Origin of the sequence: Gimesia fumaroli (genome assembly GCF_007754425.1) — a bacterium.
Classification (GTDB): domain Bacteria; phylum Planctomycetota; class Planctomycetia; order Planctomycetales; family Planctomycetaceae; genus Gimesia; species Gimesia fumaroli.
Window position 1 is genome coordinate 6,828,000 of sequence record NZ_CP037452.1, and the last position, 24,669, is coordinate 6,852,668.

At 52.4% G+C, this 24,669-nt stretch carries 20 protein-coding genes; 14 read left to right on the forward strand and 6 right to left on the reverse strand.

Annotated features, from left to right (window positions below; genetic code table 11):
- The first annotated feature begins 419 nt into the window (after nucleotides 1-419).
- Nucleotides 420-590 (forward strand): hypothetical protein, encoded by a 171-nt coding sequence (locus Enr17x_RS29775; RefSeq protein ID WP_198000809.1) that lies wholly within the window; start codon nucleotides 420-422, stop codon nucleotides 588-590.
- Between the two features lie 201 nt (nucleotides 591-791).
- Here Enr17x_RS29775 and Enr17x_RS25765 read toward each other — a convergent pair whose 3' ends face one another.
- Complete coding sequence (locus Enr17x_RS25765; protein ID WP_145312739.1) at nucleotides 792-1,097, reverse strand: hypothetical protein; 306 nt, start codon at nucleotides 1,095-1,097, stop codon at nucleotides 792-794.
- Between the two features lies 1 nt (nucleotide 1,098).
- Nucleotides 1,099-2,181, reverse strand: coding sequence for a DUF1559 domain-containing protein (locus Enr17x_RS25770; protein ID WP_145312741.1), 1,083 nt, complete (start codon nucleotides 2,179-2,181; stop codon nucleotides 1,099-1,101).
- 368 nt (nucleotides 2,182-2,549) lie between these two features.
- On the opposite strand from Enr17x_RS25770, the gene Enr17x_RS25775 reads away from it, so the two are divergent.
- From Enr17x_RS25775 to Enr17x_RS25790, 4 genes are read left to right on the forward strand one after another with little or no spacing between them, the layout of a single operon-like run.
- Entirely contained in the window at nucleotides 2,550-2,945 is a 396-nt protein-coding gene (locus Enr17x_RS25775; protein WP_145314189.1) for a BlaI/MecI/CopY family transcriptional regulator, read from the forward strand.
- A 10-nt stretch (nucleotides 2,946-2,955) separates the two neighbouring features.
- Nucleotides 2,956-6,057 (forward strand): M56 family metallopeptidase, encoded by a 3,102-nt coding sequence (locus tag Enr17x_RS25780; RefSeq protein WP_145312743.1) that lies wholly within the window; start codon nucleotides 2,956-2,958, stop codon nucleotides 6,055-6,057.
- A 53-nt stretch (nucleotides 6,058-6,110) separates the two neighbouring features.
- A complete protein-coding gene (locus tag Enr17x_RS25785) occupies nucleotides 6,111-7,502 on the forward strand; it encodes a DUF1800 domain-containing protein (RefSeq protein WP_145312745.1) in 1,392 nt (463 codons plus the stop codon).
- Nucleotides 7,503-7,511: 9 nt separating this feature from the next.
- Complete coding sequence (locus Enr17x_RS25790; protein ID WP_145312747.1) at nucleotides 7,512-8,774, forward strand: DUF1501 domain-containing protein; 1,263 nt, start codon at nucleotides 7,512-7,514, stop codon at nucleotides 8,772-8,774.
- Nucleotides 8,775-8,835: 61 nt separating this feature from the next.
- Here Enr17x_RS25790 and Enr17x_RS25795 read toward each other — a convergent pair whose 3' ends face one another.
- Nucleotides 8,836-9,642 carry a hypothetical protein gene (locus Enr17x_RS25795; RefSeq protein WP_145312749.1) on the reverse strand — a complete coding sequence of 269 codons (807 nt, stop codon included), beginning with the start codon at nucleotides 9,640-9,642 and terminating at the stop codon, nucleotides 8,836-8,838.
- A 245-nt stretch (nucleotides 9,643-9,887) separates the two neighbouring features.
- Here Enr17x_RS25795 and Enr17x_RS25800 point away from each other — a divergent pair, with 245 nt between their 5' ends.
- A complete protein-coding gene (locus tag Enr17x_RS25800; protein ID WP_145312751.1) occupies nucleotides 9,888-11,003 on the forward strand; it encodes an alpha/beta hydrolase family protein in 1,116 nt (371 codons plus the stop codon).
- 191 nt (nucleotides 11,004-11,194) lie between these two features.
- Here Enr17x_RS25800 and Enr17x_RS25805 read toward each other — a convergent pair whose 3' ends face one another.
- Entirely contained in the window at nucleotides 11,195-11,872 is a 678-nt protein-coding gene (locus Enr17x_RS25805) for an HAD family hydrolase (RefSeq protein WP_145312753.1), read from the reverse strand.
- An 88-nt stretch (nucleotides 11,873-11,960) separates the two neighbouring features.
- A complete protein-coding gene (locus Enr17x_RS25810) occupies nucleotides 11,961-12,746 on the reverse strand; it encodes an SdiA-regulated domain-containing protein (RefSeq protein WP_145312755.1) in 786 nt (261 codons plus the stop codon).
- Between the two features lie 281 nt (nucleotides 12,747-13,027).
- Between Enr17x_RS25810 and Enr17x_RS25815 the strand changes: the two genes are divergently transcribed.
- From Enr17x_RS25815 to Enr17x_RS25835, 5 genes are all read left to right on the forward strand, one after another.
- Nucleotides 13,028-15,295 carry an RNA polymerase sigma factor gene (locus Enr17x_RS25815; protein ID WP_145312757.1) on the forward strand — a complete coding sequence of 756 codons (2,268 nt, stop codon included), beginning with the start codon at nucleotides 13,028-13,030 and terminating at the stop codon, nucleotides 15,293-15,295.
- A 27-nt stretch (nucleotides 15,296-15,322) separates the two neighbouring features.
- A complete protein-coding gene (locus Enr17x_RS25820; protein WP_145312759.1) occupies nucleotides 15,323-16,018 on the forward strand; it encodes a hypothetical protein in 696 nt (231 codons plus the stop codon).
- Nucleotides 16,019-16,286: 268 nt separating this feature from the next.
- Entirely contained in the window at nucleotides 16,287-17,081 is a 795-nt protein-coding gene (locus tag Enr17x_RS25825) for a hypothetical protein (protein ID WP_145312761.1), read from the forward strand.
- A gap of 44 nt (nucleotides 17,082-17,125) precedes the next feature.
- Nucleotides 17,126-18,346, forward strand: coding sequence for an ABC transporter permease (locus Enr17x_RS25830; RefSeq protein ID WP_145312763.1), 1,221 nt, complete (start codon nucleotides 17,126-17,128; stop codon nucleotides 18,344-18,346).
- Nucleotides 18,347-18,350: 4 nt separating this feature from the next.
- Nucleotides 18,351-19,043: an ABC transporter ATP-binding protein gene (locus Enr17x_RS25835; protein ID WP_145312765.1), complete on the forward strand. Its 693-nt coding sequence runs from the start codon at nucleotides 18,351-18,353 to the stop codon at nucleotides 19,041-19,043.
- 117 nt (nucleotides 19,044-19,160) lie between these two features.
- Here Enr17x_RS25835 and Enr17x_RS25840 read toward each other — a convergent pair whose 3' ends face one another.
- Entirely contained in the window at nucleotides 19,161-21,095 is a 1,935-nt protein-coding gene (locus tag Enr17x_RS25840) for a carboxypeptidase-like regulatory domain-containing protein (RefSeq protein WP_145312767.1), read from the reverse strand.
- Nucleotides 21,096-21,384: 289 nt separating this feature from the next.
- On the opposite strand from Enr17x_RS25840, the gene mntR reads away from it, so the two are divergent.
- From mntR to Enr17x_RS25855, 3 genes are all read left to right on the forward strand, one after another.
- Nucleotides 21,385-21,801, forward strand: coding sequence for a manganese-binding transcriptional regulator MntR (gene mntR, locus Enr17x_RS25845; protein ID WP_145312769.1), 417 nt, complete (start codon nucleotides 21,385-21,387; stop codon nucleotides 21,799-21,801).
- 119 nt (nucleotides 21,802-21,920) lie between these two features.
- Nucleotides 21,921-23,396 (forward strand): sulfatase, encoded by a 1,476-nt coding sequence (locus tag Enr17x_RS25850; protein WP_145312771.1) that lies wholly within the window; start codon nucleotides 21,921-21,923, stop codon nucleotides 23,394-23,396.
- A 98-nt stretch (nucleotides 23,397-23,494) separates the two neighbouring features.
- Entirely contained in the window at nucleotides 23,495-24,454 is a 960-nt protein-coding gene (locus tag Enr17x_RS25855; RefSeq protein WP_145312773.1) for an amidohydrolase family protein, read from the forward strand.
- Nucleotides 24,455-24,669: the final 215 nt, after the last annotated feature.

The following is a 24,669-nucleotide window of genomic DNA, read 5'->3' on the forward strand; positions in this document are numbered from 1 at the left end:
GCCCAACAGTGCGCGGCCATTAATCATTCAAACAAAACCAATGTTTTCTTTTCAACACTTAATCTGCCCCTGAAGAAATTGCCCTTGACCGCATCGCGTCCCTCGGCATGATCATGCGGAGATAAAGTCGCGCGCGTGAGTGAGCACTACAGATTCAGTCGATATGAAGAACCACTGAGAAAACCAGCACCACAAAACCCGCTTGTTTCAGCGACATTTTCCAATCCACTGCTCCCATGCACCCCGTTTATCAAACGACATCGAAGACCTTCACTCCGCAATCCCAGAGCTTCATAGAACGATCCCAGACTATCACATGACGCTCCCGGAGAAAATATGCGAACGCCCCTTGACTCACACACGCCCTTCACGAAAATCCTTTTCACAAACATGATTTGATTCCAGAAAAAAATGATGAGATGGAAACTCAAGATCCCACACACGGGCGTGCCAATGTCGGCTTGCCCAACAGTGTGCTGAGAAAAGCTCCCTCCCCGTGCCGGAAAACAAACCCACACAAACCCACACAAACCAAATCCTACCACAAACCACCGGCAACACCGCAGATGAACACACCGCACCAGGCGTGAATAAATAACCCCAGGATTTTTCGATCGGGTGTAAGAAGTAGGGGCTGATCCATGTGTCAGCCCGCCGGGCGAAGAACGATCATTATTCACGTTCAATTGGAACCGGGAAAACATTCGTTCGCCGTACCACAAAAAACGCAAACCATGAGGGTAGACACATGGGTCTACCCCTACAACAGCACACATCGGTCACGTTTTACGTCACCGCCCGGCCTGATCTTCCATCATCCGGCGGCTCTCCTGCATCGCCGCTTCCCACTTCCCTTCCTGCGCCTGCGTGATAATTTCGTTTAACCACTGAGCCTCGCTGTCGTTGATCTCGTTCTGTTCCAGCGAACTCTGAATCAATTTCTCAACGGCTACTAACCGTTCTTCATTCTTCTGATTACAAACCGAATACAGGGCTTTGGAAATCTCATACGTCTTGGGCGACACTTCCGGATACCCACAACCAGAAAGCAGCAACAAGACGAGAACAACGTGCCATTTCAACCATCGATGTCCCATCTTAAAACTCCCCAATCACTTCGCCTTCGCTGATACTCGACAGCTCGGCCCATAAAATGAGATCGATATTCTCAGAAACAAATCGCACCGAACCATCACCCAGACAGACATGCCCGCCGCCAATATGTTCCGAATACATTTGCCCGACATGGAACGTGGGAAAGTTGACCGAATGAATGATCGGAAAGCCGGTAATGTCCAGCTCGCCCCCCGATGGCCCTGCATGAATCAGCGCCAGCGTCGCCCCCGCATCGGGACCATTTTCCGGCGTGGAAAACCGGGGATGAGTATATGCGCCCGGCACCACGCCGACCCATGTTTTATCGCTCAGTTTCGAAGAGTGTTCGCCCAGAAAGATTGTGTTCGATAAGCCATCGGTCACATCCCGCATTTTGGTCCGCGAGTTCCGAAAGAAGGGCCCGTCGGCGACCTTGGAGGCATCTCCGTTAATCGTTACTGTGGTAGTGGTTTTGTTATAGATATCGGTGAAGATCACACCCGTCGTACTCGCCCCACATTCCCCCCAGCACGATTCCTGACCATGACTGGCGACGTAATGCGATCGACCAAACAGCACCTGACTCCCTGCCATCACCAAAGGACTACCTGCAGAATCCTGCACCACAAACGGCTCATCCCCGCCCGATGTGGTCGGACACAAAAAGACCGAAAGTTTCGTTTGGGCCGCACTCGCATTCGCCAGATCCCAGCAGGGCCGATTTATATCAAGCGCGTTATACAGGGGGGCCTGATCCAGATAAGGCAACAGCATCGCCGCCCACGTCCAGCCGGGCGCCGCATCCCAGGTCTGCGGATCAATGTTGGCCCACGCTGGCCCCGAACCATCGCTGGTGCCATACGAAAAGTAACCCGCGGGGAACGCGGAATGAGTTTCATGATAATTGTGCAACGCAATCCCAATCTGCTTCAGATTGTTCTTACACTGACTCCGCCTCGCCGCCTCCCGCGCCTGCTGCACCGCCGGCAGTAATAGCGCAATCAACGTCGCAATAATCGCAATCACCACCAGCAGTTCGATCAACGTAAAGCCTTTACGTGACTTGTTATTTTTAAGTATCAACATCCTGATCACTTTCAAAAAACAGGAATAGGAGCCGAGCGAATAATTTGTAGCCTATGCTACATTTCCCACATATTGTAGCCATTGCTACATTCGTGTCAATCATAAAACAGAAAAAAAAGTAAAGTAGGGGCGGTGCCTATGTGCCCGCCCGCCTGGCGATATACGATTCGGATTTAATCTGAGAATGGAACCAGAGAAAGCATTCTTCATTCAAATACGGTCCCGCCGCCAACGTTGTCCTGACAAAAAATAAAAATTATCTTGACAAACAGATATTGTGTTATTCTAATAACACATGTTAATAGAATAACACTTCATTTCTGATTTTTTCTTTTCGTAATGGTTCCAGAATTTCAGCAGGATGAATGATGGCGAAACCAGCATATTTGAATCTGGGAGCCCGGGAGCGGCAGATTATGGATGCCGTGCATGAACTGGGCGAAGCGTCCGTCGCCGAGGTCCATGAAAAATTGACCGACGCGCCCAGTTACACCACTGTTCGCACCATGATGCGGGTGCTGCAGGAGAAGGGGCATCTCAAATTTCGCCGCGAAGGGGTGAAATACATTTACCGCCCGACCGAAGCCCCGGCGAAGGCCCGTAAATCGGCGCTGCAGCATTTACTGAAAACGTTTTTCAGCAGTTCGACCGGCGACGCCGTCGCTGCGCTACTCGATATGTCGGGGGACAAGATGTCTCCGGAGGAATACGAACGTCTGGCGAATCTGATCGAAGAAGCCCGCCGCGAAAACAAACAGAAATAACAGGTGAATCATGTTAAACGATCTACTGTCACTGCCTGACCTGGAAAACTGGTTTGCCCTCGATCTCGCCGTCAAATCTACGCTGTTAGTGGTGCTCGCCGCGGGATTGGTCTTCCTTTTGAGCCGTTCATCCGCCGCACTCCGGCATCGTGTCTGGACGCTGTTATTCCTGGCGCTGCTGATCCTGCCACCGGTGACGCTGTTCGCGCCGGGCTGGAACTGGCAGGTCATCCCCCGTTCCTGGCAAGCGGAAAGAAGCGAAGACGCTGTTCCCGAGGCAATCCCTGTTACGACTTCGGTTCCTTCTGGTGTTGAGAACGAGCCGCCAGCTCTGGCGATGACGCCAAAAATCACACGCGCCGCAGATCAAACCGAACCCACACTTCAGACTCAACCGGTTCCCGCTGACATCGAACAGGAACCGCATCATGCAGTTGCTTCAACCTCCGTTCCCCTTCCGACGAACAGTCAACCAGCGACATTCGACTGGTCAAAGCACACGTTGGCACTCATCTGGCTGGGCGGTTTCCTGCTGATGCTGCTTCCACTTTTAACGGGACTCTGGGGAAACAGACGACTACGAAAACAGGGTCAGCTTCTGGATAGCCCTGATTGGCAACGAATGATGACGGAATTGAGGAACCGGCTCGGTTTACAAAGGCCGGTCACGCTTTTATCTGGCGGACCACAGCAGATGCCGATCACGTTTGGCCTGCGGCAGCCGTGCGTCGTTCTACCCGAAGATGCCGCCAACTGGGACGAAGAACGGCGGCAGGTGGTTCTACTGCACGAACTCGCGCATATCAAACGTTTCGATGTGCCCCTGCAGATGATTGCCCGCCTCGGCTGTGCAATGTTCTGGTTTCATCCGCTCGTCTGGTGGGCCGCGCGACAGATGCGTCTCGAACGCGAACACGCCTGTGACGACTGCGTCTTACTCGCCGGTCAGGAACCGTCGGTCTATGCTTCGCACCTGCTGGAGATTGCCCATCAGCTTTCAAATCTTACACGTTTCACGACGGCGGCGCTGTGCATGGCCCGCAAGTCGCAACTCGAAGGCAGACTGCTGGCGGTGCTTGATACCAGCCGCAGTCGCGCACAGGCTGGCATCGTCCGCACATTGGGCTGTTTGCTGTTGGCACTGCTGTTGGTGATCACATTGGGAATCGTGCATCCCACACTGCAGGTGGAGTCCTTATTGACGGCAGCAGAAAAGGAACCAGCATCGGTAACTCCCAAAACCGGATCGGAAGAGTATCAACTGATGCGGATCACCGGCAGGGTCCTTTCGCCGGATGGAGACCCGCTGCCGGGTGCCCACATTGATCTATTCACTGACAATCGTGGCACCAACTGGTATCGCAGAATTCCGGGCGTTGATGATTTCGAATCCCATCAGACAAAAACCAATGAGACTGGCTGGTTTCAGATCGTGCTGCCACACGATATTTCCCGTCCGCGCAAAGATATGCAGATCATCGCCAGCGCCGCAGGCGGTCTGCTGGCGAAAGAAACCATTGATCCCCATCTGCCGCGGCATCATTTCGAACTCAAACTTTCCGCTGCCAAAAAAGTACGCGTGCAATTAATTGATACGGTTGGAAATCCGATTGTCGGCATCGAACCCTACCTGAGTGGCATGTCGCTCGGCAAAGATTCTTATATCAATATTCGCCATCCCAAGCCGGACTCGCTGGTCGCTGCGTGGCCTCGCTTTTCCAAGAGCGATGAGGAAGGCTACGTCGAAACCCTGCTGCCAGCTTCGATAACAAGGCTCAGACTCTTGATTGACGACAACCAGGTGGGTGCGCACGCATTAGATGTGGAAATTTCTGATAAGCCGATCAACGTCGCCCTCAAACCGGCACAATTTCTCAACGGAAAAGTCGTCGATGAGAATTCCGGTTTACCGATCGCGGGAGCAGAGGTCATGATCCTTGAACGACCTTATCGAACAACGCGTACCAAAGCCGACGGCAGCTTTCGAATATCGCGGGGAATCGGCATAAACACACTGTTTCCTCCCGGAGAAACAATCCTGCATGTGTACCCTCCTTCTGAATCGGCTTATCTGTTCCAGGCACTCGAATGGAAATGGCCTAATAACAGACTCACAAATGCAGACATCACGATCAAAATGAAGTCGGGCATCATGCTTTCGGGCAGAGTCATTGAAAAAGGGACGGGCCAGCCGGTCCCGAGAGTGGCACTCGCTTTTGAATCGCAGGAATACAAGAATCCTCTGTTTGATGAGTCTTCACGGAGCCGTTTTACCGGTGCTGACATGAAGTATGCCACCGATGCAGACGGGCGATTTCAAATGCCGGTCTGGCCCGGTCCCGGTTACCTGATCGTCACAGCGCCGACGCTCGATTACGTTCATCAGGAGATCAGCCTGGGAGACAAATACTACGGCAAACCAGGACTGGAGCGTGAATACTACGACGCGGCTGTCCGCCTGAATCTCAAACCAGACGCGCAGCCGAAACCGCTGGAGATCGAATTAGAACGTGGCATCACGCTCCGCCGAAGCGTGGTTTGCCCTGATGGCCAGCCGGCAAGTGGAAATGCATTTGCCCGTTCTTATCTCCCCTTCAAACATAGAGTCAATGCAGGCTTACCCGCAATGTTGTTTCAAGACGGGCGATTTGAACTCCCCGGTTTTCATCCGAAAAAGTCCATGCCCCTCCTCTTACTTGATTTAGAACATCACTGTGGAAAAATTATCACCGAATTTCCTCCGGACGACGCCCCCATTCAGCTGGAACAATGCGGCGCCGCCACGTTTCAATTTGAAGATAACACCGGCAAGCCCTTAAAGAATCATGAACCGATGTTGATGGTCATTGTCGCACCTGGAGCCCTCGCGACTCACTTCATTGAGCCTGATCAGCCGCTTTGGCTTGAGCAAATTCATTGGCAGAACTTCCTGCGACCCATACGAATTCCTAAAACAGACGCCGAAGGACGTGTGACAGTTAACGACCTGATTCCTGGTGCCAATTACCAGTTACAGTTAATCAAAAAAGGACGTTGGGCCAGCGGCTACGAATTCACCGTTCGTCCCGGCAAAACCACCGATGTCGGCAAAGTCGTGCTGGAGCTGCAGTAAGTAACGAAAATAGAAATGAAATTTGTGACGTTCCCGATTCAAGAGGTAGATTGATGAAATCAGACTCCGATCCCTGGGCACCCTATGTGCCGACATCTGCCGATCCGTGGAACCTGGAAAAAGTGGCCCATCTGCAACGCCGCGCCGGTTTTGCCGCGAACTGGAGTGAACTGCACCGCGATCTCAAAGCAGGGCCCGCGAAGAGTATCGATCGCTTACTGCATCCGCCGCCCGCGTCCCAGAAATTCCAACGAGTGTCCGACGCGCTCAAAAACATTATTGAGTCTTCCGGTTCCGGTTTTATGTCGGCGGAAAGTTTATCTCCCCTGCAGTCCTGGTGGATGTTTCGGATGACTTTCGGCAGTGACCCGCTGGGAGAAAAACTGACTTTGTTCTGGCACAACCACTTCGCGACCTCGATGTCAGGCGTCTATAACCTGAAGCTGATGTTGGATCAGAACGAGCTCTTTCGCAAACATGCCCGCGGGAAATTCGGAAAACTGCTGCAAGCCATCGAAGCCGACCCGGCAATGCTGAAGTGGCTCGATGGAGGCGCTAATCACAAAGAGCATCCCAATGAAAACTTCGCACGGGAACTGCTCGAACTCTTTACACTTGGGGAAGGAAATTACAGTGAGACCGACATTCGCGAAGCAGCCCGCGGACTGACCGGCTGGAAACCGGGTCGCGATACCCTGCTTCATGAGACCAACGAATTTTTTTACGATGAAACGTTGGTCGATACCGGTCAGAAAACATTTCTGGGAGAGACGGGCCCCTGGCGACGCGAAGAAATCTTTCGCATCATTCTTCAACAGCCTCAGGCGGCCAGATACCTCTGCCGCCGTCTTTATCGCTGGTTCGTCAGTGAGAGTATCATTCCCGACGACACTCTCATCGAACCGCTGGCCATTCAGCTGCGGGCCAGCAATTATTCCATCGAACATGTGGTCGGCATCATCCTGCGTTCACAACACTTCTTCTCACCCGCCGCCTATTGGCAGCGCGTCAAGTCGCCGGTCGAATTCTGTGTCGGCACCATTCGCCAACTGGAACCCAAACGGACCCCCAACCTGTTACCACTGGCGGCTCTCAACTGTGACAAGCAGGGACAAGCTCTGTTCAACCCACCCAGTGTCAAAGGCTGGGATGGTGGCACGGCCTGGCTCACGACGAACTGCACGCTAACCAGAATCAACTGGACCACAGAACTATTAAACGGCAGTCAGAGTTCAGGTTTAAAGGCTTACGATCCCGCACACTGGCTCAAAGAATATTCGCTGAAACCGACGCAGGCAGTGGAATCATTTTCCAAGTTGCTCCTGCAAAACAATCTGAACCCCGAATCGGCGGCACTCGCCCAACGCCTGGCAGACGGAGACCAGCAGCAATTCACCGCCGCCCTGCAGGTGTTGTTACAAACGCCGGAATACCAGTTAGCATAGGAGATCATCATGAGCTTGAACCGTCGCGAATTTCTGGGACTGGGTTCCACACTGCTCGCCACCAGCGCCTCAGTTCCGACCTTCCTGAAGCAAACCGCCTGGGCCGCCGCGGGGCAGGAACCGACGTCAGACCGTGTGCTGGTTGTCCTGCAACTGACGGGCGGCAATGACGGGTTGAATACCGTCGTCCCCTTCACAAACGAAACCTACCGCAAGCTGCGCCCCAAGCTGCAACTGGCGGATGCCAAACTGCATCGACTGAATGACCGCCTTGGTCTGCATCCGTCATTAAAGCAATTGAAATCTTTGATTGATGAAGATCAGGCCGCCCTCATTCAGAGTGTCGGGTATCCGAACCCCAACCGATCGCATTTTGAATCGATGGCGATCTGGCATGCGGCTCCCGTCGACAAGAAATTGAATTACAAAAAAAGTGCCTACACCCGAGGCGGCTGGCTGGCCCGCGCCATCGATCAACGTTCTACAACCGCGCAACAAACAGAATCGCCGCAGGCATTAAATATTGGTGCCGGCGAAATGCCCAAGGCGCTGCTCGGCAGCCGCGTGCAGGTGCCCTCGATTCAAAGTCTCGCACAACTCAAACAGAACACCGGTCTGTTCGATCAAAAAACACAGCAGGCCCAGATCGCCGCCTGGAAAAACGGGGCGGGCTCCACGTCGAACCCGCTCCTGCAAGCCGCCCTGCAAAGTTCACTCGCCGTACATACGACGGCCGAGCAGATCCGCAAAATCAATCCCGATCAGTCCACCACGGTCAAGTATCCCGAGAACGCGCTGGCAGAACGACTCCAGCTGATCGCCCAACTGATCCGCGCCGGTTTTTCCACGCCCGTGTATTACACCGAACACACGGGCTTCGATACGCATTCACAGCAGCTCAATTCTCACCGGAATGTGTTAGGGGTATTGGGACGCGCGCTCCGCGCCTTCATCACCGATGTCAACAAACACGTGCCGAATCGGCCCGTGCTGGTTCTGGTCTTCTCGGAATTCGGTCGACGCGTAGAAGAAAACGGCAGCGCAGGCACCGATCACGGCACCGCCGGACCGGTCTTCCTGGCCGGCAGCCATCTCAAACCGGGAGTTCACGGCCCCGACCCCGATCTGGAAAATCTGGTCGACGACGACCCCGTCTTCGGCGTCGACTTCCGCAGTGTCTATGCTACGATTCTCGAAGACTGGCTGAATATCCCCAGCCAACCCGTCCTGGGTCAGCAGTTCGACAAACTCGATTTTCTGAAGACAACGTGATCCACGCAACACGAGTGCTTAGTAACGATTTAGTTCTTCTGAGTTGGAATACGCGTTTTCATCACAATCGTTGCGCTTTGATTCCGCAAAGACTCCAGAGTGATCTTCTGCACGCGCTGCAGTTGCCCCGGGTAGCGATCTTCAACGTAATCCTGAGGCTTAGTTTAAGGGCAATTTTCGGAATGCCAGGTGAGAGCTCTCCCAAGAGCGAATCAAACACCAGACTCCCATCGGCGGGAACATTTTCGAGAATCCAGCGACCTTGTGAATCCGTTGTCACCTCATCGTTTTCGGCCAACCATGGGCTGGGAACGGGACGGCGTCCAGGCTGGGGTGGATCGGGAACGGGGATCGCCGCCGTCAGGTTCTCCACAGCGACCTTCACCCCGGCAATCGGCTTTCCCAGTTCGTCATGTACAATCCCGCCAACGCGGGTGCCACGCTCCAGCCGAAACGTAAATTCGGCGGGAATTTGATCTCCATCCGATTGATATTCTCGGATCCACATCGCATATAGAGGACAGAATTTCTCTTTTGAGATCCACAGTCGTAAGTCTTCGTTTTTTCCCTTCACTGTAAGAACGGCAATTCCCCGCACATCCGTCGTGAAGGTATGATTTTCGAGTTTTGCTCGCTCGGAACCTGCGGGAAAGAAACAGTGATTCTGAAAGATCCGGGCTCCTGCAATCGGTTGATTGTCCGAGTCAAGAACGTGAACCGTTAACGTTCGACTTTGAAACGGTTTGACGGCACTCAGAGGTTGTTCGGCCATTGACATGCCGGGTAGAAAAACCGTGAATAGATTGGAGACTGCAGCGAGAATTACACTGAGACGATAACGAGTTGAATGTTTTTCAACAGGCAGCATAACGAGGAGTCCCTTCTGTTATCTGATCGGATGACCAAGGATATCACTACCCCTCAAAACTGTCAATATGAGCTACAACCGGGTAGCCTCCACATGTCATTCGGCTACTTCAAGTAGGAGTGGTACCTGTGTGCCCCTACCTGACAAATCAGATTCAATTTATCCCCCGATAGGCGCCGCCAATTCTCTCGGTTAGAATCGAAGTTTGATTTTCAATCTTTGAACGACAGCAAAAGGAGAGAGGCATGAGGGCGGCTTCTATATTCGCGTTGATCTGGATCGTGATTCCCACATTCGCAGAGGCACAATCGGCTTCTGCGAAACCGGAGTACTTCAATCAAAAGGTGGCCGATTCAAATCCGCTGCGCAACGAACAGGCGCGGGAGTTGGATGACTATATCAAACTGATGGCCGCTGATCGCAGCCGGTTTCAGAAGTTGTTTCAACCCGATTATTCTTCCCCGGCCGCGTTCGCAAAATCGGCAGAGCCTTTGCGAGCCGCGTTCTGTGCAAGCATCGGCTATCCGCCACCTGGAAAGCAACCGGACAAACCGGCGACTTACACAAAGATCGGCGAAGACTCAATCGGCGTGTATTACCGGGCGATGTTCCCGATACTGCCTGGCGTCCATTCCGAAGGGATTTTCATCGTGCCCAAATCGGCCAAAGGAAAAACACCTTTGATTATTTCCATGCATGGGGGCGGCGGCTCTCCGGAAGTCGCCTTGTTCAACGGCGGGGCCAACTACAATGACATGGTCCGCGGTGCGGTGAAACGGGGCTTTCTAGTTTATGCACCACAACACCTGTTTCGGGCTGATGAATTTCCGAAAGATATCCGCCGGCAGATTGACGACCGGATGCGACTCATCGGCACCAGCATCACAGCCGTCGAAATCGCTAAGATCACATATGCGATAGATGAACTGATTCAACGCCCCGACGTCGACGCCAATCGAATCGGAATGGTAGGGCTCTCTTACGGCGGCTACTATGCGCAAGTCACGCCCGCCGTTGATCCTCGGATTAAGGTCTCTGTTTCCAGTTGTTACTTCGGCGTGCAGGAAGGCCGCTACGCGAAAGACGAGCTTTCGGTTCCCAGCGATTTCCGGTTTCAGGATCGGATCACACTGTTCAACGACGCCGACATCGTCGCCTTGATCTGCCCGCGGGCGCATCAGATTCAGGCCGGCTCACGCGATAACGCGTCGCACAGAGAAACCGGCAAACAACTGGCGCCGCGTGCTGCGGCGTTTTATGAAAAACTCAATCTCAAGGATCGCTTCGAGCACGTTGTCTTCGAAGGGGGACACGAATTCAACGACGCGGCCGCCTGGGTATTTGTAGAAAAACATCTGTGAGAAGAGAGTCATACGGGACCGTCGGTTTATAGTCAATTTCATATGACCAATGTTCTAAGAAGTGACGGTGAATGCTGTGCCAGATGAAAATTGCGATTGCGAGACTGTATCCAGTTTTACTGTAGCGTCTCCAAGACCATTTGGACCGAGTCTATTAGATTGAGACACGCTATGGTAAAATGTGATGCGCTCTAGGTCACGACTCCAGGAAGTTCATCCACTTTTTCCAGAATACAAGCCGGTGAGGCTTGGGATAACTCCTCGTAATCTCCAAACCCCCATAAAACGCCAATGGATCGAAGTCCATTTTCTTGCGCTGACGTAATATCAATCGATCTGTCACCTACCATCACTGCCTGTTTATCGATGGCTTTTGATTTCAGTAGGCCTGCTAATTGGGAACTCTTGGTTACACCAATATCACCTCCATCAACAAAGGCAAAATATTCCAGTAACCCAAATAGAGATAATATTCTTTCGGCAAAATCTTTACGCTTTCCGGTACAAACACCAAGAGTGACATGGGCATTACTCAGTTGGTCAATTACAGCAGGAATGCCAGCGTATAAAATGTTTTCAGAATATCCAATATCGGAATATCGTTCTCGAAAGGTAGTGATAAGCTTGCTCACTTCGGATGGTGTCGCCCCTGGCGACAAATTGATGAACGTTTTATCTAATGGAGGACCAATCTCCTGTTTGATTAAATCGCCAGATACGGTAGGCAATCCGTGTGTCTCCAATGCATGATTAATACAATTTATGATCCCTAAACTAGGGTCACTAATTGTTCCATCTAAGTCCAGAATAAGAGTCTTACATTCGAGTTTCACCATTGTTTTGTTTTCTGAATTATCATTCAGTTGCAAGCCTTTGTTCTGATCTGATGCCGTGAGAACGAAAGGTGTCGTTACTTAAAGATAGTTTGAGTATGACAGAAAACCTGTATTCCGACAATCACATCGACACAACTCGAAACACATACAGTTCGGCCCTGGTATCGCTGACCACAAAGAGCCGTTGCGCCTCCACATCGACGGCGATTCCTTCCGCATCATGAATGGTGTCGCCCGTTTGTGTATTCTTCAATGCGAGGCTCTGAACCACCGTTCCACGGCGGCGATCAAAGGTGAAAATACGCTCTGCTTTGTCACTCACGATCCAGAACAGATCGCGGGCCGCATCATAGCACATGCCTGAAAAATGGAGCTTTTTTGATTTCACGTTCTCTGCGGTAAATCCACTTCGTTCGTCCAGGCGATCAATGGCGGTGATCCGGTCCATCTGGGATGTGATTGCAATCAGTAAACCCGGACTCGCCTGCTTCAACAGCAATATTTCAGAGCGTAGCGGGTCAAAGGTCATCCCCTCGAGGCCTTTGTTTTTGTGCCCTTTAAAATCGGCGGCGACGGCGCAATACCCTGCCAGTTTTTTCAGTTTCCGCGCGGCAATTTTCTCTCCGGTCTGCGGGGCATAAACAATGATCCGGGTGGCATCTTCATCGACTACCCAGACGCGTCCTTCCGCATCGAAGGTGATGCCTTCCAGTCCTGCATTGTCGATATCCAGTGTCGATACAACCTGCCCCCGTCTGTCGATGCAAAAGAGTTTGCGGCTCTCATCGCAAACCGTCCAGAGGCGACCATCGGGCGCCAGCGCCAACCCCGACGGCTCAGACAGCCCCTCGGCTTCCTGCCTGATAGAAAACGCAGATTCAAATTCCAGTGCCAGCGTATTTGTCATCCAGAAAACCTTTCTGTGATTGCGAAGTGTTAAACAGGCACTCGCATTGCTGTCAGACGAAATAAAAACAGCTCGCTCTGGTAGGAACAGAAAAATGACTCCCTGTTCAACACATTATACCGTCATTCTGTGCATTTTGGGAGTGCCGCTCTTCGAGGCATTTAGGTGGCAATTCGTCTCTTTTTCTGTCATTGTAACAATCTTACCGCATATTTTCGTAGTCGGTGGTGTCATCTGTTAAGAGAGGTTTAATACAGACGCACTACCTGAGGAAACACGAAATGACGACAGACGAAATTTTGCTGCATCGATACTGTCAAGACGGCGATCCAGCCGCATTCCGGGAACTGATAGACCGGTATGCGGGAATGGTCTACCGTATCGGTCTGCGCGTGACGGGCGACAAGCACACGGCGGAAGATCTGTGTCAGGAGTGTTTTCTGGAACTCGCCCGCAAAGCGTACATGGTGCGAGAGAACATTGCCGGATGGCTGCACGCATCGGCGACAAGTCGATCGTTAAACATTGTTCGGTCGCGCAAGCGGAGAACACACCGGGAACAAGTCGCAGCAAATTCTTCGGTCATCATGACGGAATCGTCCGAGTGGAGCGAAATGCAGCCACTCATAGACCGGGCCTTGAATGGGTTAGGCGACGATCTGCGATTGCCCATTGTCCTGCACTATCTGCAAGGCAAGACACAGCAACAGGTGGCAGAACAACTGGGGGTGACTCAGGCGACAATGTCGCGTCGGCTGCAACGTGGTATAGAACAGGTTCGTAACCGACTCCGGAGCTTTGGTGTGATGACGACCATCGCGGCTGTGACGTCGTTCTTCGGAGAAAATTCTGCCCAGGCTGCGTCGGCTTCGCTCACTGCATCCCTGGCGAAAATTGGAATTGGCGGGGTGGGCGTGACGGTTGCCAAGTCCACGCCAGGGGGGCTGCTTCCGTTTGCTGTCACACTCGGAGCGATTGCCGGTAACGTATGGTTGTTTCTGTTTCTGAAAGGCTGGGTTCTGCTATTGTTTGTGGTTATCGGGATCGCCCTGTTAATGCGACCGCCGGCCTGGCTCCGTGAACTCTTTCGAGCGCAGGCCTTCGGCCGCGATTACGCCGCTCATCCAATGTATCCCTTCCGACGCTGGACCTGGACGATTCCTCCAGCCAACTGGAAACAGCGACTGTTTGTGTTGACTTATGTCGGGATTACGTTCGGTCTTGTGGCTTTAAAGGATCCCGCAAAATTCTCGACAAGACCCGGTTTTGTTGTGGCATTTGGATTGATGGCCACACTGTTTCTGACGCTTGCGGTGCGGCTTGCCTGGCGCATCTGGACGCTGCGCAACCAATCGCTGACTGCCGCGGATCAGTTGACCGAACAGTGGCCTCCGTGGGCCTTATGGGAGATTCTGCTCGGGGCCTCTTTTTTCATCGTCATTGCCGTAAGCTGGCTGTCGAGTGTGCCGCGCGAAGAACCATTCAGTTTCTCGAAGGGAGCAGTTCTGTTCTGGTCCTGGTTCGTCGCCAGCTCCGGTCTGGTTGTCTGGGATCTCATTGAACGCTGGCGAAAACGGAACAATCGTGATGTTTCATTCAGTAACGTTGTTTCCAGCGAGGATAGTGTCGACTTCAAGCCGGTCGCGCGGCGCTATCACCTCATCTTGATTGGCGGTCTGGTGTCGGGGGTTGTCGCATTTTTGTCATTGGCCATGCTGCAGTCAGTGATTTTACCCGAGCGACCGGTACAGAGTGAGCCAGTTGTTTATCGTTACACGCAGGACGGCACGCGTGTCAGAGTCAAGGTGCCGGCTGCCTTCAAACCACCAGTGCCGCCGAAAGGCCTGCCCTCGCAACTTGTGATGACAGCCGGCATGGGATTCATCTTCAGTCTCCTGTTGCTGCGACGAGTTATCAAAGTACGGCTCGTATTACCACGATCCGCCTGGCTGCCGCTCCTGGCGGTCAGTAGTCTGGCAGTCGCACTGGGGGCAGGTCTGACGGCAAACGCAATCTGGGCAACGGAAACCAAACAGAAAGCCCACACAGCAGTCGACATACCGGAAATCCTTCCCCATCAGAAGCCGGTGTTCAATCCGAGTCCTTCGGAACTGGCGCGCATCCGAAAATACGCAGCCGAGTCAGCCATCATCACGCTGCCCGACGCACGAATGCCTGACGGCTGGTACTTCATGCGGTATGACAACGGCTTCCCGATGCCCATGCCTAAGGAAATATTGCCTGCGAAAATTGTGATCCAGCTTGGATTAACTGATGTTCCAGAACTAAAATTTGTCGACGCGACTCTCATGCGAATCTATATGAATCCATTCGTCCTGGGCGACCTCGACAGCTTCTGCGCTGTTTATGCATTCTGTTGCGGCAATGTGGAAGAAGCACGCCGACTCAACAGTGCATGGGAAAATCGAGGCATGTGTAAGGGGCGTTTGGTGATCTTCGTCTACGGACGCAAAGGACTGCGGGCCCCCAGTGCCACCGATCAGGTACCCATTCCCTCGCTGCTGAAACAGATTCAGCAATCTCCCTGAGCAGAACGCTTACCGTTTCCCTCATGAATGGCTGTCTCCGACGGAAATGAGACCACGATTTCTTTATGGCCTCCCCTGGCTTTGAGCTTGGGTAATCTGGGCGCCTTGGCCGGTTGCGAGTCGGTCAAAATCCAAACGATTTGTTTCAGTACGAAGGGGAATTGCCCCCTTCAAACAGCAAGTTGCTGTAAAGGTGTTGAAGTCAGCGGGACGATAAAAAGCAAATACACTCCGATTCGTTTTGTGGTCACTTTGATCACAGTTTCCGGTGAAGGATTCACGGAAAAAAAACGAAAGCACACGTCGTCACGAATTGAGTTTGAGATTCAGATGAAGCTGATTCGCCTGTTATTGATCGCCCTGTTGCTGCAACCGTGCCCCGTCTGCTGGGGTCATGGATTCGCCGACAGGGAGCATGCTGCACACGGTGAATCGGAAGCGACGGTCTCCGCACCTGCCTGTTGCGCACACTGTGCTCATTCACAGCCGACTTGTGAAAATGATCTGACACAAACTCATGACGAACATCATGATTGCCCCTGTTTCTGTCATCTTTCCGAGATCGTGTTTGCCCAGACAACGCCAGCCGTTCATCTGCGTGGCGTCACGGTCCCTTTGAACGTCGTCGTTGATCCCTGCTGTCTTTCGGCATTCACCACCGCCTCGAAAAACAGTGACGTGGAGTCTTCCCGTCTGCCTGTAACAGTACCGCTGCGCATTTAGATTTTTCTTTTGATGAGCACGTTTACCCGTTGCCTGATCGGCTCATAACAGCATGCCCGTTCTCTTCTGTTTTCTCTGTTGGTATGTAGATTGCACTAAGAGACAGGTCCCACGAACTTCGTAGCGAACAAACACGAACGATGGGGGGATAGCCTGACTTTAACGCTGTTGCGACTCAGGTAAACAGTGCTCATACATGGCCGGTTCTCAGAACCTCGAATTGAAATAAATACAAATCAGTCATACAAAAATGAAGGAGTCTTGTTTCATGTTACTATTTTTAAAAACAGATTCGTCGCAACGAAATGTTTTCGCGTTTTTAATCGTCTGTGCCATTGTTGTTACAAGCACAACCATCGGCTCGGCACAGGAAGTCCAACGCGTCGCCTCGCTGACCAAAGTTCAATCCTCGCGGGCCGCTGCAGCAAAACAGAACAAATACACGTTCATCATGTTCTGGAAGGATCAGGATGAGGCGACCAAGGCGATGTGGAGCAGTCTGCAACAGAACCTGGCGAACAAAAAAGAGACGACCACCTTCGCAGCCGTCAACACTAATGATCCCGCTGAAGCGAAACTCGTCGAAGAGTACGGCGTCTCCCGTGCTCCGATGCCGTTGACGCTGGCAATTGCACCGAACGGGGCCGTCACCGGTTCGTTCGTGAAAAAAATCAACGCCGACTACATTCAGCAGTCGTTTGTCTCGCCCGCCAAAGCACGTTGCATGCTGACATTACAGAGCCGCAAGATGGTTCTGCTGTGCGTGAACCCGGATAGTAAATCGGCAATGCCTCAGGGAGTACAGAATTTCAAAGCGATTCCCTGTTATAAGGATATCGTCGAAGTCGTTTCCGTCTCTGCAGCCGAGTCGAATGAGTCTGGGTTTCTACAGGAACTGGAAGTGCCACAGCAGAACAAAAACACGACCGTCGTTTTCATGGCCCCTCCCGGAGTGATGGTCGGCATGTTCAATGGCAATGTGACGCACCAGCAATTGATCGCCGAGTTGCAGAAGGCCGGCAAAGGTTGTGGCGTTGAAGGCTGTAAACACTGTAAAGAATAACCCGCCATCAATCACATTGCACATCATACAAGGAGGATTCTCTCATGACCATGAGATCAATCATATGGAAGGAACTGCGTGAGCGTCCGACCGCGATGATTGCCAGCCTGCTGGCGATCGTGTTGAGTGTGACCGCTTTGGTGGCCATCCGCAACGTGACCATTTTTTCGGAAAAAGAAGTCGCCGGCAAGCTGGATAAGCTCGGCGCGAACGTGCTCATTCTGCCGAAAGGAGTCACGCTGCAAGACTACTACGCCGCCGACATGCACCAGGAAACGATCCCGGAAGAACATGTCGCCGAACTCGCACTCGCGGGGCTGACCGGCGTTGAAGCGATTACGCCCAAGCTTTGCACGCCGACGGAACTGAATGGCCGGAATGTAATTCTGACCGGGATTTTGCCTCAGTCGGAAATTCAGAAGATGAAGGCCTGGTCGGGGGGCGGTATGCTCTTCAAAAAACATGAAGGCTGCAAAGCCAAGATCAATGTTGTTGACGAAAATCAGGACGCGCCCGAAGCACTGGCCGAACGGCGGGCTCTGCAGCATTTGAATCAGTCCGAAGTCATTCTCGGTTCCGATTTCGCTGCCATCAATAATTTCAAAGCCGGCGACTCGCTGGAACTGCTGGGAGACAAGTTCAGCGTGCTGACCGTACTCCCTTCCACCGGCACTGTCGATGACAGCCGCGTGTTTGCACATCTGCATACAGTCCAACGACTCTCTAAATCAGGACAGGTCGTGAACATCATCGAAGTGATGGGCTGCTGTGAAGACGTCGCTAACGGACTGGTGGGGGACCTGCAGTCACTGCTGCCGGGTACGAAGGTCGTCACCATCGCGAATGTGGTTGAGACACAGGTTTCGATCAATCGCATGATGACCAACCTGTCGTATCTGTTTCTGGCAATTCTGATTGCAGTCGGCGGAGCAAGTATGGCGAGTGCCAGCTTTGCGAATGTGATCGAGCGTCGCCGGGAAATCGGCACGCTGATGGCATTGGGCGCGACTCCCCGTTTCGTCACGCGTCTGTTCCTGGCGAAAGCCGTATTGCTCGGCCTGGCTGGCGGCTTGACTGGTTTTATCGTGGGCAGTCTGCTGGCCGTGTTCCTCGGTCCTGCGTTTGCCGATGTCTCGGTCCTGCCCATTCCCAGCCTGGCTCTGGTGGCGGCAGGGACTGCAGTCCTGGTGACGCTGCTTGCCAGTTATTTTCCGGCACGTCAGGCGGCGAAACTCGATCCCTGTATTTGCTTTAAGGAGGTCTGATTCGATGTTACAGTTAGAATCCGTTAGAAAAATTTATCGCAAAAAGCAGGACGAAGTCGTCGCTTTGAATTCCACGAACCTGGAAATACCGAGTGGTGATTATGTCGCCATCATCGGCCCCAGCGGAAGTGGAAAAACAACGCTGCTCTCCATTCTGGGCGCCATGTCGGCTCCTTCAGAAGGGCGCATTCTGCTCGATGGTGAATCGGTCTACGATTTGCCGATCGAGAAACGGGCCGCATTGCGTCAAGATAAAATCGGGTTTGTGTTTCAGACATTCAATCTGATTCCCTATCTAACGGCGATAGAAAATGTGCAAGTCCCGATGCTGCTCGCCAAAAAAGATCAGACGTATCAACAGCAAAAGGCAGAAGAACTGCTCCACAAAGTCGGGCTGCAAGATCGCCTGCAGCATAAACCGGCCGAATTGAGTGTCGGTCAGCAACAGCGCGTCGCACTGGCACGCATGCTGGCCAACGATCCGTCGATGATTCTGGCCGATGAACCTACGGGGAATCTCGACCCGGCGACCAAAGATCAGGTCATGGAGTTTCTGGCGCAATTCAATTCAGAAGGACGAACGATCGTGATGGTGACCCACGATTTATCCGCCGCCAAATGCGCCAAACGAACCCTGACGTTAACCGAAGGCACAATACATGCCGACGGTGAAGAAAGCTTACTGAAATCCGCGTAAGCCAGATTTGCGTGTTTTAAACGAACCTCGGGTTCTCTCAGCTGCTGAGAGAACCCGAGGTTTTTATTTGTACATAGAATGCGATTGCCCGCTCATTTTACTGTCACCAGAGTTGTGCTACTTCTTCGCTGGTACTTTCACCGTTCCCAGGTCAGCCTGTAAATCCACTTTCATTTCACTTGCCCCTGATGGAACAGTGACCAGTTTCAGTAGTTGATAACTGGTAATGGAACAATGATCGAATGTATTTAATGTCCCGCGTTTTTTGTTGATCAGGTCTTTTAATTGTTCCAGCCCGGCTCCTCTCGGGTAAACGGGATTGTTGATTTGCACAGCGATAATTCCCTTTCCGGGAATTCCGATCAGTGAAAATGATCCATCTTCAGCAGACTTGAAGCGCTGACGCATGGGACGCACACTGGAAGAAGTGTTGCCTTGATAGCGCAGGTATTGACTGGCGTTTGGATTTGTGCGCAACGGGAAATAGTCAAACCGGGCATTCGGAATGGGTTTTCCCGTCTGCTTTTCTGTAAGCGTGCCGCGAAACAACACTCCGCGACGAAGTTTCACATCGAGTGTTATCAGCTCCCGCCCTCCGTCAGGCTCTGCAAGGCGAAATTCTGTTCTAAAGTAGGGCTGATCTCCCTCCGGCATCACGTTCAAAGTTAACTCACTGTTGCGGGGCAGGCCCTCAATACGGTATTTGCCATTGGCATCGGTCATACTGTCGAGGTCGAGATTGCGAAGACGATTGATTTGAAACCCGGGTCGCTTAACACGGGATACAACCCGGAATACCGTGAGGCGTGCCGCAATTGGTGCACCGGTGTCCCGGTCACAAACAACACCTTCGACGACCAGATCCGGTTCCATTACCATCCTGAAATCGGCACCATAGTAAGTGGCATCAACGGGGCCGCGAACTTCGATTGGTCTTGCCTGAACCGGTTCCATCTTTCTTGTCACTACCGCAATCAACTGCGTGGTGACGCCCGGGCCTTCAATTTTCAGAATGGCGAGGCGGTCCTTTCCGATGTCTGGAATCTCAAAGCGACCTTCACGATCTGTTTTGAATGTCGAGGGGAAGCCGGGAGTGTTGGCGGTGACGTGTGTTTTTTGGGGAAACTGTCCCTGCCTGGATCGATGGCTGTCTTGCAGAATCTTGTTTTCGTAAGAGGGTAACTGCCCCTGCTTGCGAAGGTCGGGCAACTCCTGCAGCCAGCGATCAACGGCGCCGTCTTCTGCAGACCAGAGTGATACCAGCGATACGCTGAGACCCGCAATTCCCACGCCAGCCTGATTGACCAGTTGACCACGAATCGCTGGCGTGTTTTTCCTGAGTCTAATTTGCAGTGGTTTGTCATGCGGATCATCAACGGTTGAGATCCATTCCGGCGCATGCCCTGGTGCTGTGACCACGAGGATGGTACCAGGGCTGGAACCGGAAAGGCGTTGTGGCTGACGTTGCTTGCGTTCGCGATGATATCGAGTCCACCAGTCATCAAATTCGACACGAAACGTGCCATCTGCATTTGTGCGAACTTGATTGAGTGACTTGTGAGACGAAACAATCCCATCAGAGTCCACGCTTGCACGTTCATTGCTCGTATTAACAACATTGATGGTAGTACCAGCGACCGGTTGTCCCTGCGAGTTGACAACCCGACCGGTATAGACAAAATGTTGATCCAAGGGAACGGCAGTTGCGTCTGTGTTGTCATTTCCGTCAGCCTGCTTAGCAGATACGTCAGTTTTTCTGGGTTGATTCTGTTCTGATTTCTGCGTCGTTGCATTTGGCTGAGCTGATCCTACAAGCTCAGTATCCGCCAGTGAGACTGTGCCCAAGGCAGTCGTGAGAACGAGACCAATCGACACGGCAACGATGCGTAATAGAGCCGGTTGACTCAGACGCGTTACTCGACTGCGGTGTTCATCCAGCAGTCCGGCCACGCGCTGCTCCCGTTTTCGATCCGCTTCCAGAATCTCTCGAACTTCCGTGACGGTGACTTCGCGTTGGGTAGCGATAAGTGGAGAAGGATCGAGCGAGGTCATGTCGTTAGTTCCCGTCTATTTGATGATTCGAAGCTGTTAAAAAAGCAACTACACCATCTATGTTGTAATACCTACGATCTGTCGTAGAGTCAAGGAGTTTCAGATGTTCGAAGGATTTTTGTTTCTGCGAGAATGATATTATCTACTACCAACCGTGAGCGGCTGGCGCCGACCCGCTCCTTTGAATTTGTATCCACCGCTTTTTCGTTCTTCGTTCACTGTCAAATCGTCTGAAACCTCGGTAAGATATTAGCCCGCGAATACTTATCGAGACTGAAGGCGCTGCAGGATGGCTAAGAAAAAACCGAAGAATCAGCATGAACGCACGCGTGTGGATCATGCGACGGAAATTGCCGAAGACTATGTCGAAGCTATTGCCGAGATTATCGAAGAGCAAGACGTCTGCCGGGTCAAAGATCTGGCGGAGTATTTTGCCGTCAGTCATGTCACCGTAAATCGCACGGTCGCCCGTTTGCAGCGCGACGGCTATGCGACAACCGAGCCTTATAGCCCCGTTGAATTAACCAGTAAAGGGGCCAAACTGGCAAAACATTCGCGTCACCGCCATGAGATTGTCCTCAGCTTTCTGGTGGCTCTGGGCGTTAGCGAAGAAATCGCTGCCACTGATACCGAAGGCATCGAACATCACGTCAGCCCCGAAACACTGAAGGTAATGGAAGCCTTCATCTCGAAAGCACACCGCTAGACTGCTTCTTGAAAAACTTCATTGAGAACCTCGAATTCTTAGCTGAAATCGGTGAATTGCTCTGTTACGATAGGTCTCATCCTTATTCGAGTGTCTCTTAATCTCATCGGAGCGAATTCATGATCCACAGCCTCGGTCGATCTATCACGCGTGTATTTTGTTTGTTACTGCTCGTTTTATGCGCATCGCCCATGGCTTCCGCCGCCGAAGCGAAAACCAACGTCCTGTTTCTGATCTGCGATGATTTAAACTGCGATCTCGGCTGCTACGGGCACCCCCAGGTCAAGTCTCCTAATATTGACCAACTGGCAAAGCAGGGGGTTCGCTTTGAACACGCTTACTGTCAGTTTCCGCTCTGTGGGCCGAGCCGGGCTTCCTTCATGACCGGCATGTACCCCGACCAGACGCTCGTGCATCGCAACGCCATTTATATTCGCGAGCATGTGCCCAACGTGCAGACGATGTCGCAGATGTTTCGTAACAACGGCTACTTCGCGACCCGCGTTGGAAAAATTTATCACTACAATGTACCCAAACACATCGGCACCGGCGGACACGATGATCCCTATTCCTGGAATCAAACCTTCAATCCCCGCGGTCGTGATGTCGATGATGAAGACAAAATTTTCAGCCTGACTCCCGGCAGCTTTGGCGGCACACTCAGTTGGCTGGCCGCCGATGGAACCGATGAAGAACAGACCGACGGCATCGCCGCTGACATTGCTGTTGAACAACTCAAACAATTCGCCAGGAAGAAACAACCGTTCTTCCTCGCCGTCGGCCTCTATCGACCGCACACTCCCTATGTGGCGCCCAAAAATTATTTCGAGATGTATCCTACCGACCAGATCAAAGTGCCCCAAATTCCGGAAGGTTATCTGGAGACGATTCCCAAGCCGGCCCGTCAATCAGTCACCCGCAAAAAGAATCAGATCAAACTTCCCGATAATCTGTCTCGGCAGGCCATCCAGGCGTATTACGCTTCGATCACCTTCGCCGATGCCCAACTGGGAAAGATCCTGGAAACGCTCAAACAGACTGGGCTCGACGACAATACGATCATCGTTTTCACCTCTGATCACGGCTATCACATGGGCGAGCACGGTCACTGGCAGAAGACAACGCTCTTTGAAAACGCGGCCCGCGTGCCGATGATTATCGCCGGTCCCGGTGTCACCGCCAAAGGGCAGACGGCGCTCTCGCCTGCAGAAATGGTCGACTTTTATCCTACATTGGCTGAGCTCTGTGCGTTGAAAGCCCCCGCTTCAACTTCCGGCGTCAGTCAGGTTCCCACGCTGAAAGACGCTGCCACCGCGTCCCGCGAATCCGCGTTAACACAGTATGCGAACGGCTATAGCATACGCACGCCGCGCTACCGTTATACAGAATGGGGCGACAAAGGAGAGCAGGGGGTTGAACTCTATGATCATGAAACTGACACGGTAGAAATGAAGAATCTGGGCAATGATCCGGCAACCGCACAGCTCCGCAAACGGTTAGCCCATCATCTGCACAAACGCATTGAACAGGCGAATCAGAAACCCAAAGGGGTCAAGCAGGTCAAATTCGAAAACCGCCGCCGCGTTCCCCGCTAAATCGGAAACCGGCCTTGTAATTCCTGGAACAGTTGTTTTGAATGGAAGGTGCGCCAGAAGTGAACCTTCCTTCAAACTGCTCTCCTCAGGAATGCATCATGAATCTATCACGACGCGAATTTTCGAAATCAATGCTCCTCGCCGGCCTTGGTTGTGCCGCCGGTCAATGGTCTGCCCGTAGCCTCAACGCCGCCAAACCAAACATCAAAGCGGGCACCGGGATCATCGATGTCCACACGCACATCGGCACGTATACTGACCCGAAAAAGAATCTGTCCCCCGAAGCATTAATCAGTTGGATGGACGAACATCAGATCGAGAAATCGGTCGTCTTGCCACTGACTTCACCCGAGTCCACTAAATATCTGCAGACAACCGAATCCGTATTAGCGGCGGCGAAGCAGCATCCCGACCGTTTGATTCCCTTCTGCTCCGTTGATCCACGCACCACGCACGCCGGCTCAGTCAAAGCACTTGTCAGCATGATTCAGGCCTGGGTCGATCAGGGGGCGAAAGGTTTCGGCGAACACAAGGTCGGTCTCAATTTCGACGACCCGCTGATGATGCGCGTTTACGAAGCCTGCCAGGAAGTTAGCATCCCGCTGCTGTTTCATATCGATAACATTCGCGGCAAAGATGTGCCCGGTCTCAAGCGATTAGAGAATGCCTTGAAGACATTCCCCGAACTAAATTTCATCGGCCACGGCCCCGGCTGGTGGGCTTCGATCTCCGGTGGACTCACGCCCAAAGAACTGGGCGGCTATCCCAAATCCAAAGTCAAACCGGGCGGCGCGATTGACGATCTGATGAGCCGCTACCCCAACATCTACGGCGATCTTTCCGCAGGTTCCGGCGCCAATTCGATCTCCCGCGACCTCGCATTCGGCACCGAATTTCTGATTCGACGTCAGGATCGTATTCTGTTTGGCACCGATTATCTTGCTCCCGGACAGGCAGTTCCCCAGTTTGAACTCTTCGAAAAACTCGAACTCCCTGATGCGGTTCTCTCAAAGATTTACCGTGAAAACGCCATTAAACTCCTCAAATTGACGGCATAACCGGACTGAGAAATGGTCATATGGACAGATTTGTGAATTTTCTTAATAATTAAGGGCAGGTTCACGTTGTTCTATCCGATTATATTTGTGTATGCTGATGCATATGAAGGTTCCTGCCTGAGCTGCTCACCACACAGGAATGAGAGAGACGTGATTTTTTATTTGCATCACTGCTTTCTATCTAATCCTAATTAACAATCGATTCCTCGATTTGA

Coding starts and splice junctions, on each gene's coding strand:
- Enr17x_RS25850 (WP_145312771.1), top strand. CDS start 21,921: ATGATCCACAGCCTCGGTCGATCTATCACGCGTGTATTTTGTTTGTTA.
- Enr17x_RS25840 (WP_145312767.1), bottom strand. CDS start 21,095: ATGACCTCGCTCGATCCTTCTCCACTTATCGCTACCCAACGCGAAGTC.
- Enr17x_RS25830 (WP_145312763.1), top strand. CDS start 17,126: ATGACCATGAGATCAATCATATGGAAGGAACTGCGTGAGCGTCCGACC.
- Enr17x_RS25810 (WP_145312755.1), bottom strand. CDS start 12,746: ATGACAAATACGCTGGCACTGGAATTTGAATCTGCGTTTTCTATCAGG.
- mntR (WP_145312769.1), top strand. CDS start 21,385: ATGGCTAAGAAAAAACCGAAGAATCAGCATGAACGCACGCGTGTGGAT.
- Enr17x_RS25800 (WP_145312751.1), top strand. CDS start 9,888: ATGAGGGCGGCTTCTATATTCGCGTTGATCTGGATCGTGATTCCCACA.
- Enr17x_RS25825 (WP_145312761.1), top strand. CDS start 16,287: ATGTTACTATTTTTAAAAACAGATTCGTCGCAACGAAATGTTTTCGCG.
- Enr17x_RS25790 (WP_145312747.1), top strand. CDS start 7,512: ATGAGCTTGAACCGTCGCGAATTTCTGGGACTGGGTTCCACACTGCTC.
- Enr17x_RS25765 (WP_145312739.1), bottom strand. CDS start 1,097: ATGGGACATCGATGGTTGAAATGGCACGTTGTTCTCGTCTTGTTGCTG.
- Enr17x_RS25785 (WP_145312745.1), top strand. CDS start 6,111: ATGAAATCAGACTCCGATCCCTGGGCACCCTATGTGCCGACATCTGCC.
- Enr17x_RS25815 (WP_145312757.1), top strand. CDS start 13,028: ATGACGACAGACGAAATTTTGCTGCATCGATACTGTCAAGACGGCGAT.
- Enr17x_RS25820 (WP_145312759.1), top strand. CDS start 15,323: ATGGCTGTCTCCGACGGAAATGAGACCACGATTTCTTTATGGCCTCCC.
- Enr17x_RS25795 (WP_145312749.1), bottom strand. CDS start 9,642: ATGCTGCCTGTTGAAAAACATTCAACTCGTTATCGTCTCAGTGTAATT.
- Enr17x_RS25775 (WP_145314189.1), top strand. CDS start 2,550: ATGGCGAAACCAGCATATTTGAATCTGGGAGCCCGGGAGCGGCAGATT.
- Enr17x_RS25770 (WP_145312741.1), bottom strand. CDS start 2,181: ATGTTGATACTTAAAAATAACAAGTCACGTAAAGGCTTTACGTTGATC.
- Enr17x_RS25835 (WP_145312765.1), top strand. CDS start 18,351: ATGTTACAGTTAGAATCCGTTAGAAAAATTTATCGCAAAAAGCAGGAC.
- Enr17x_RS25855 (WP_145312773.1), top strand. CDS start 23,495: ATGAATCTATCACGACGCGAATTTTCGAAATCAATGCTCCTCGCCGGC.
- Enr17x_RS29775 (WP_198000809.1), top strand. CDS start 420: ATGGAAACTCAAGATCCCACACACGGGCGTGCCAATGTCGGCTTGCCC.
- Enr17x_RS25780 (WP_145312743.1), top strand. CDS start 2,956: ATGTTAAACGATCTACTGTCACTGCCTGACCTGGAAAACTGGTTTGCC.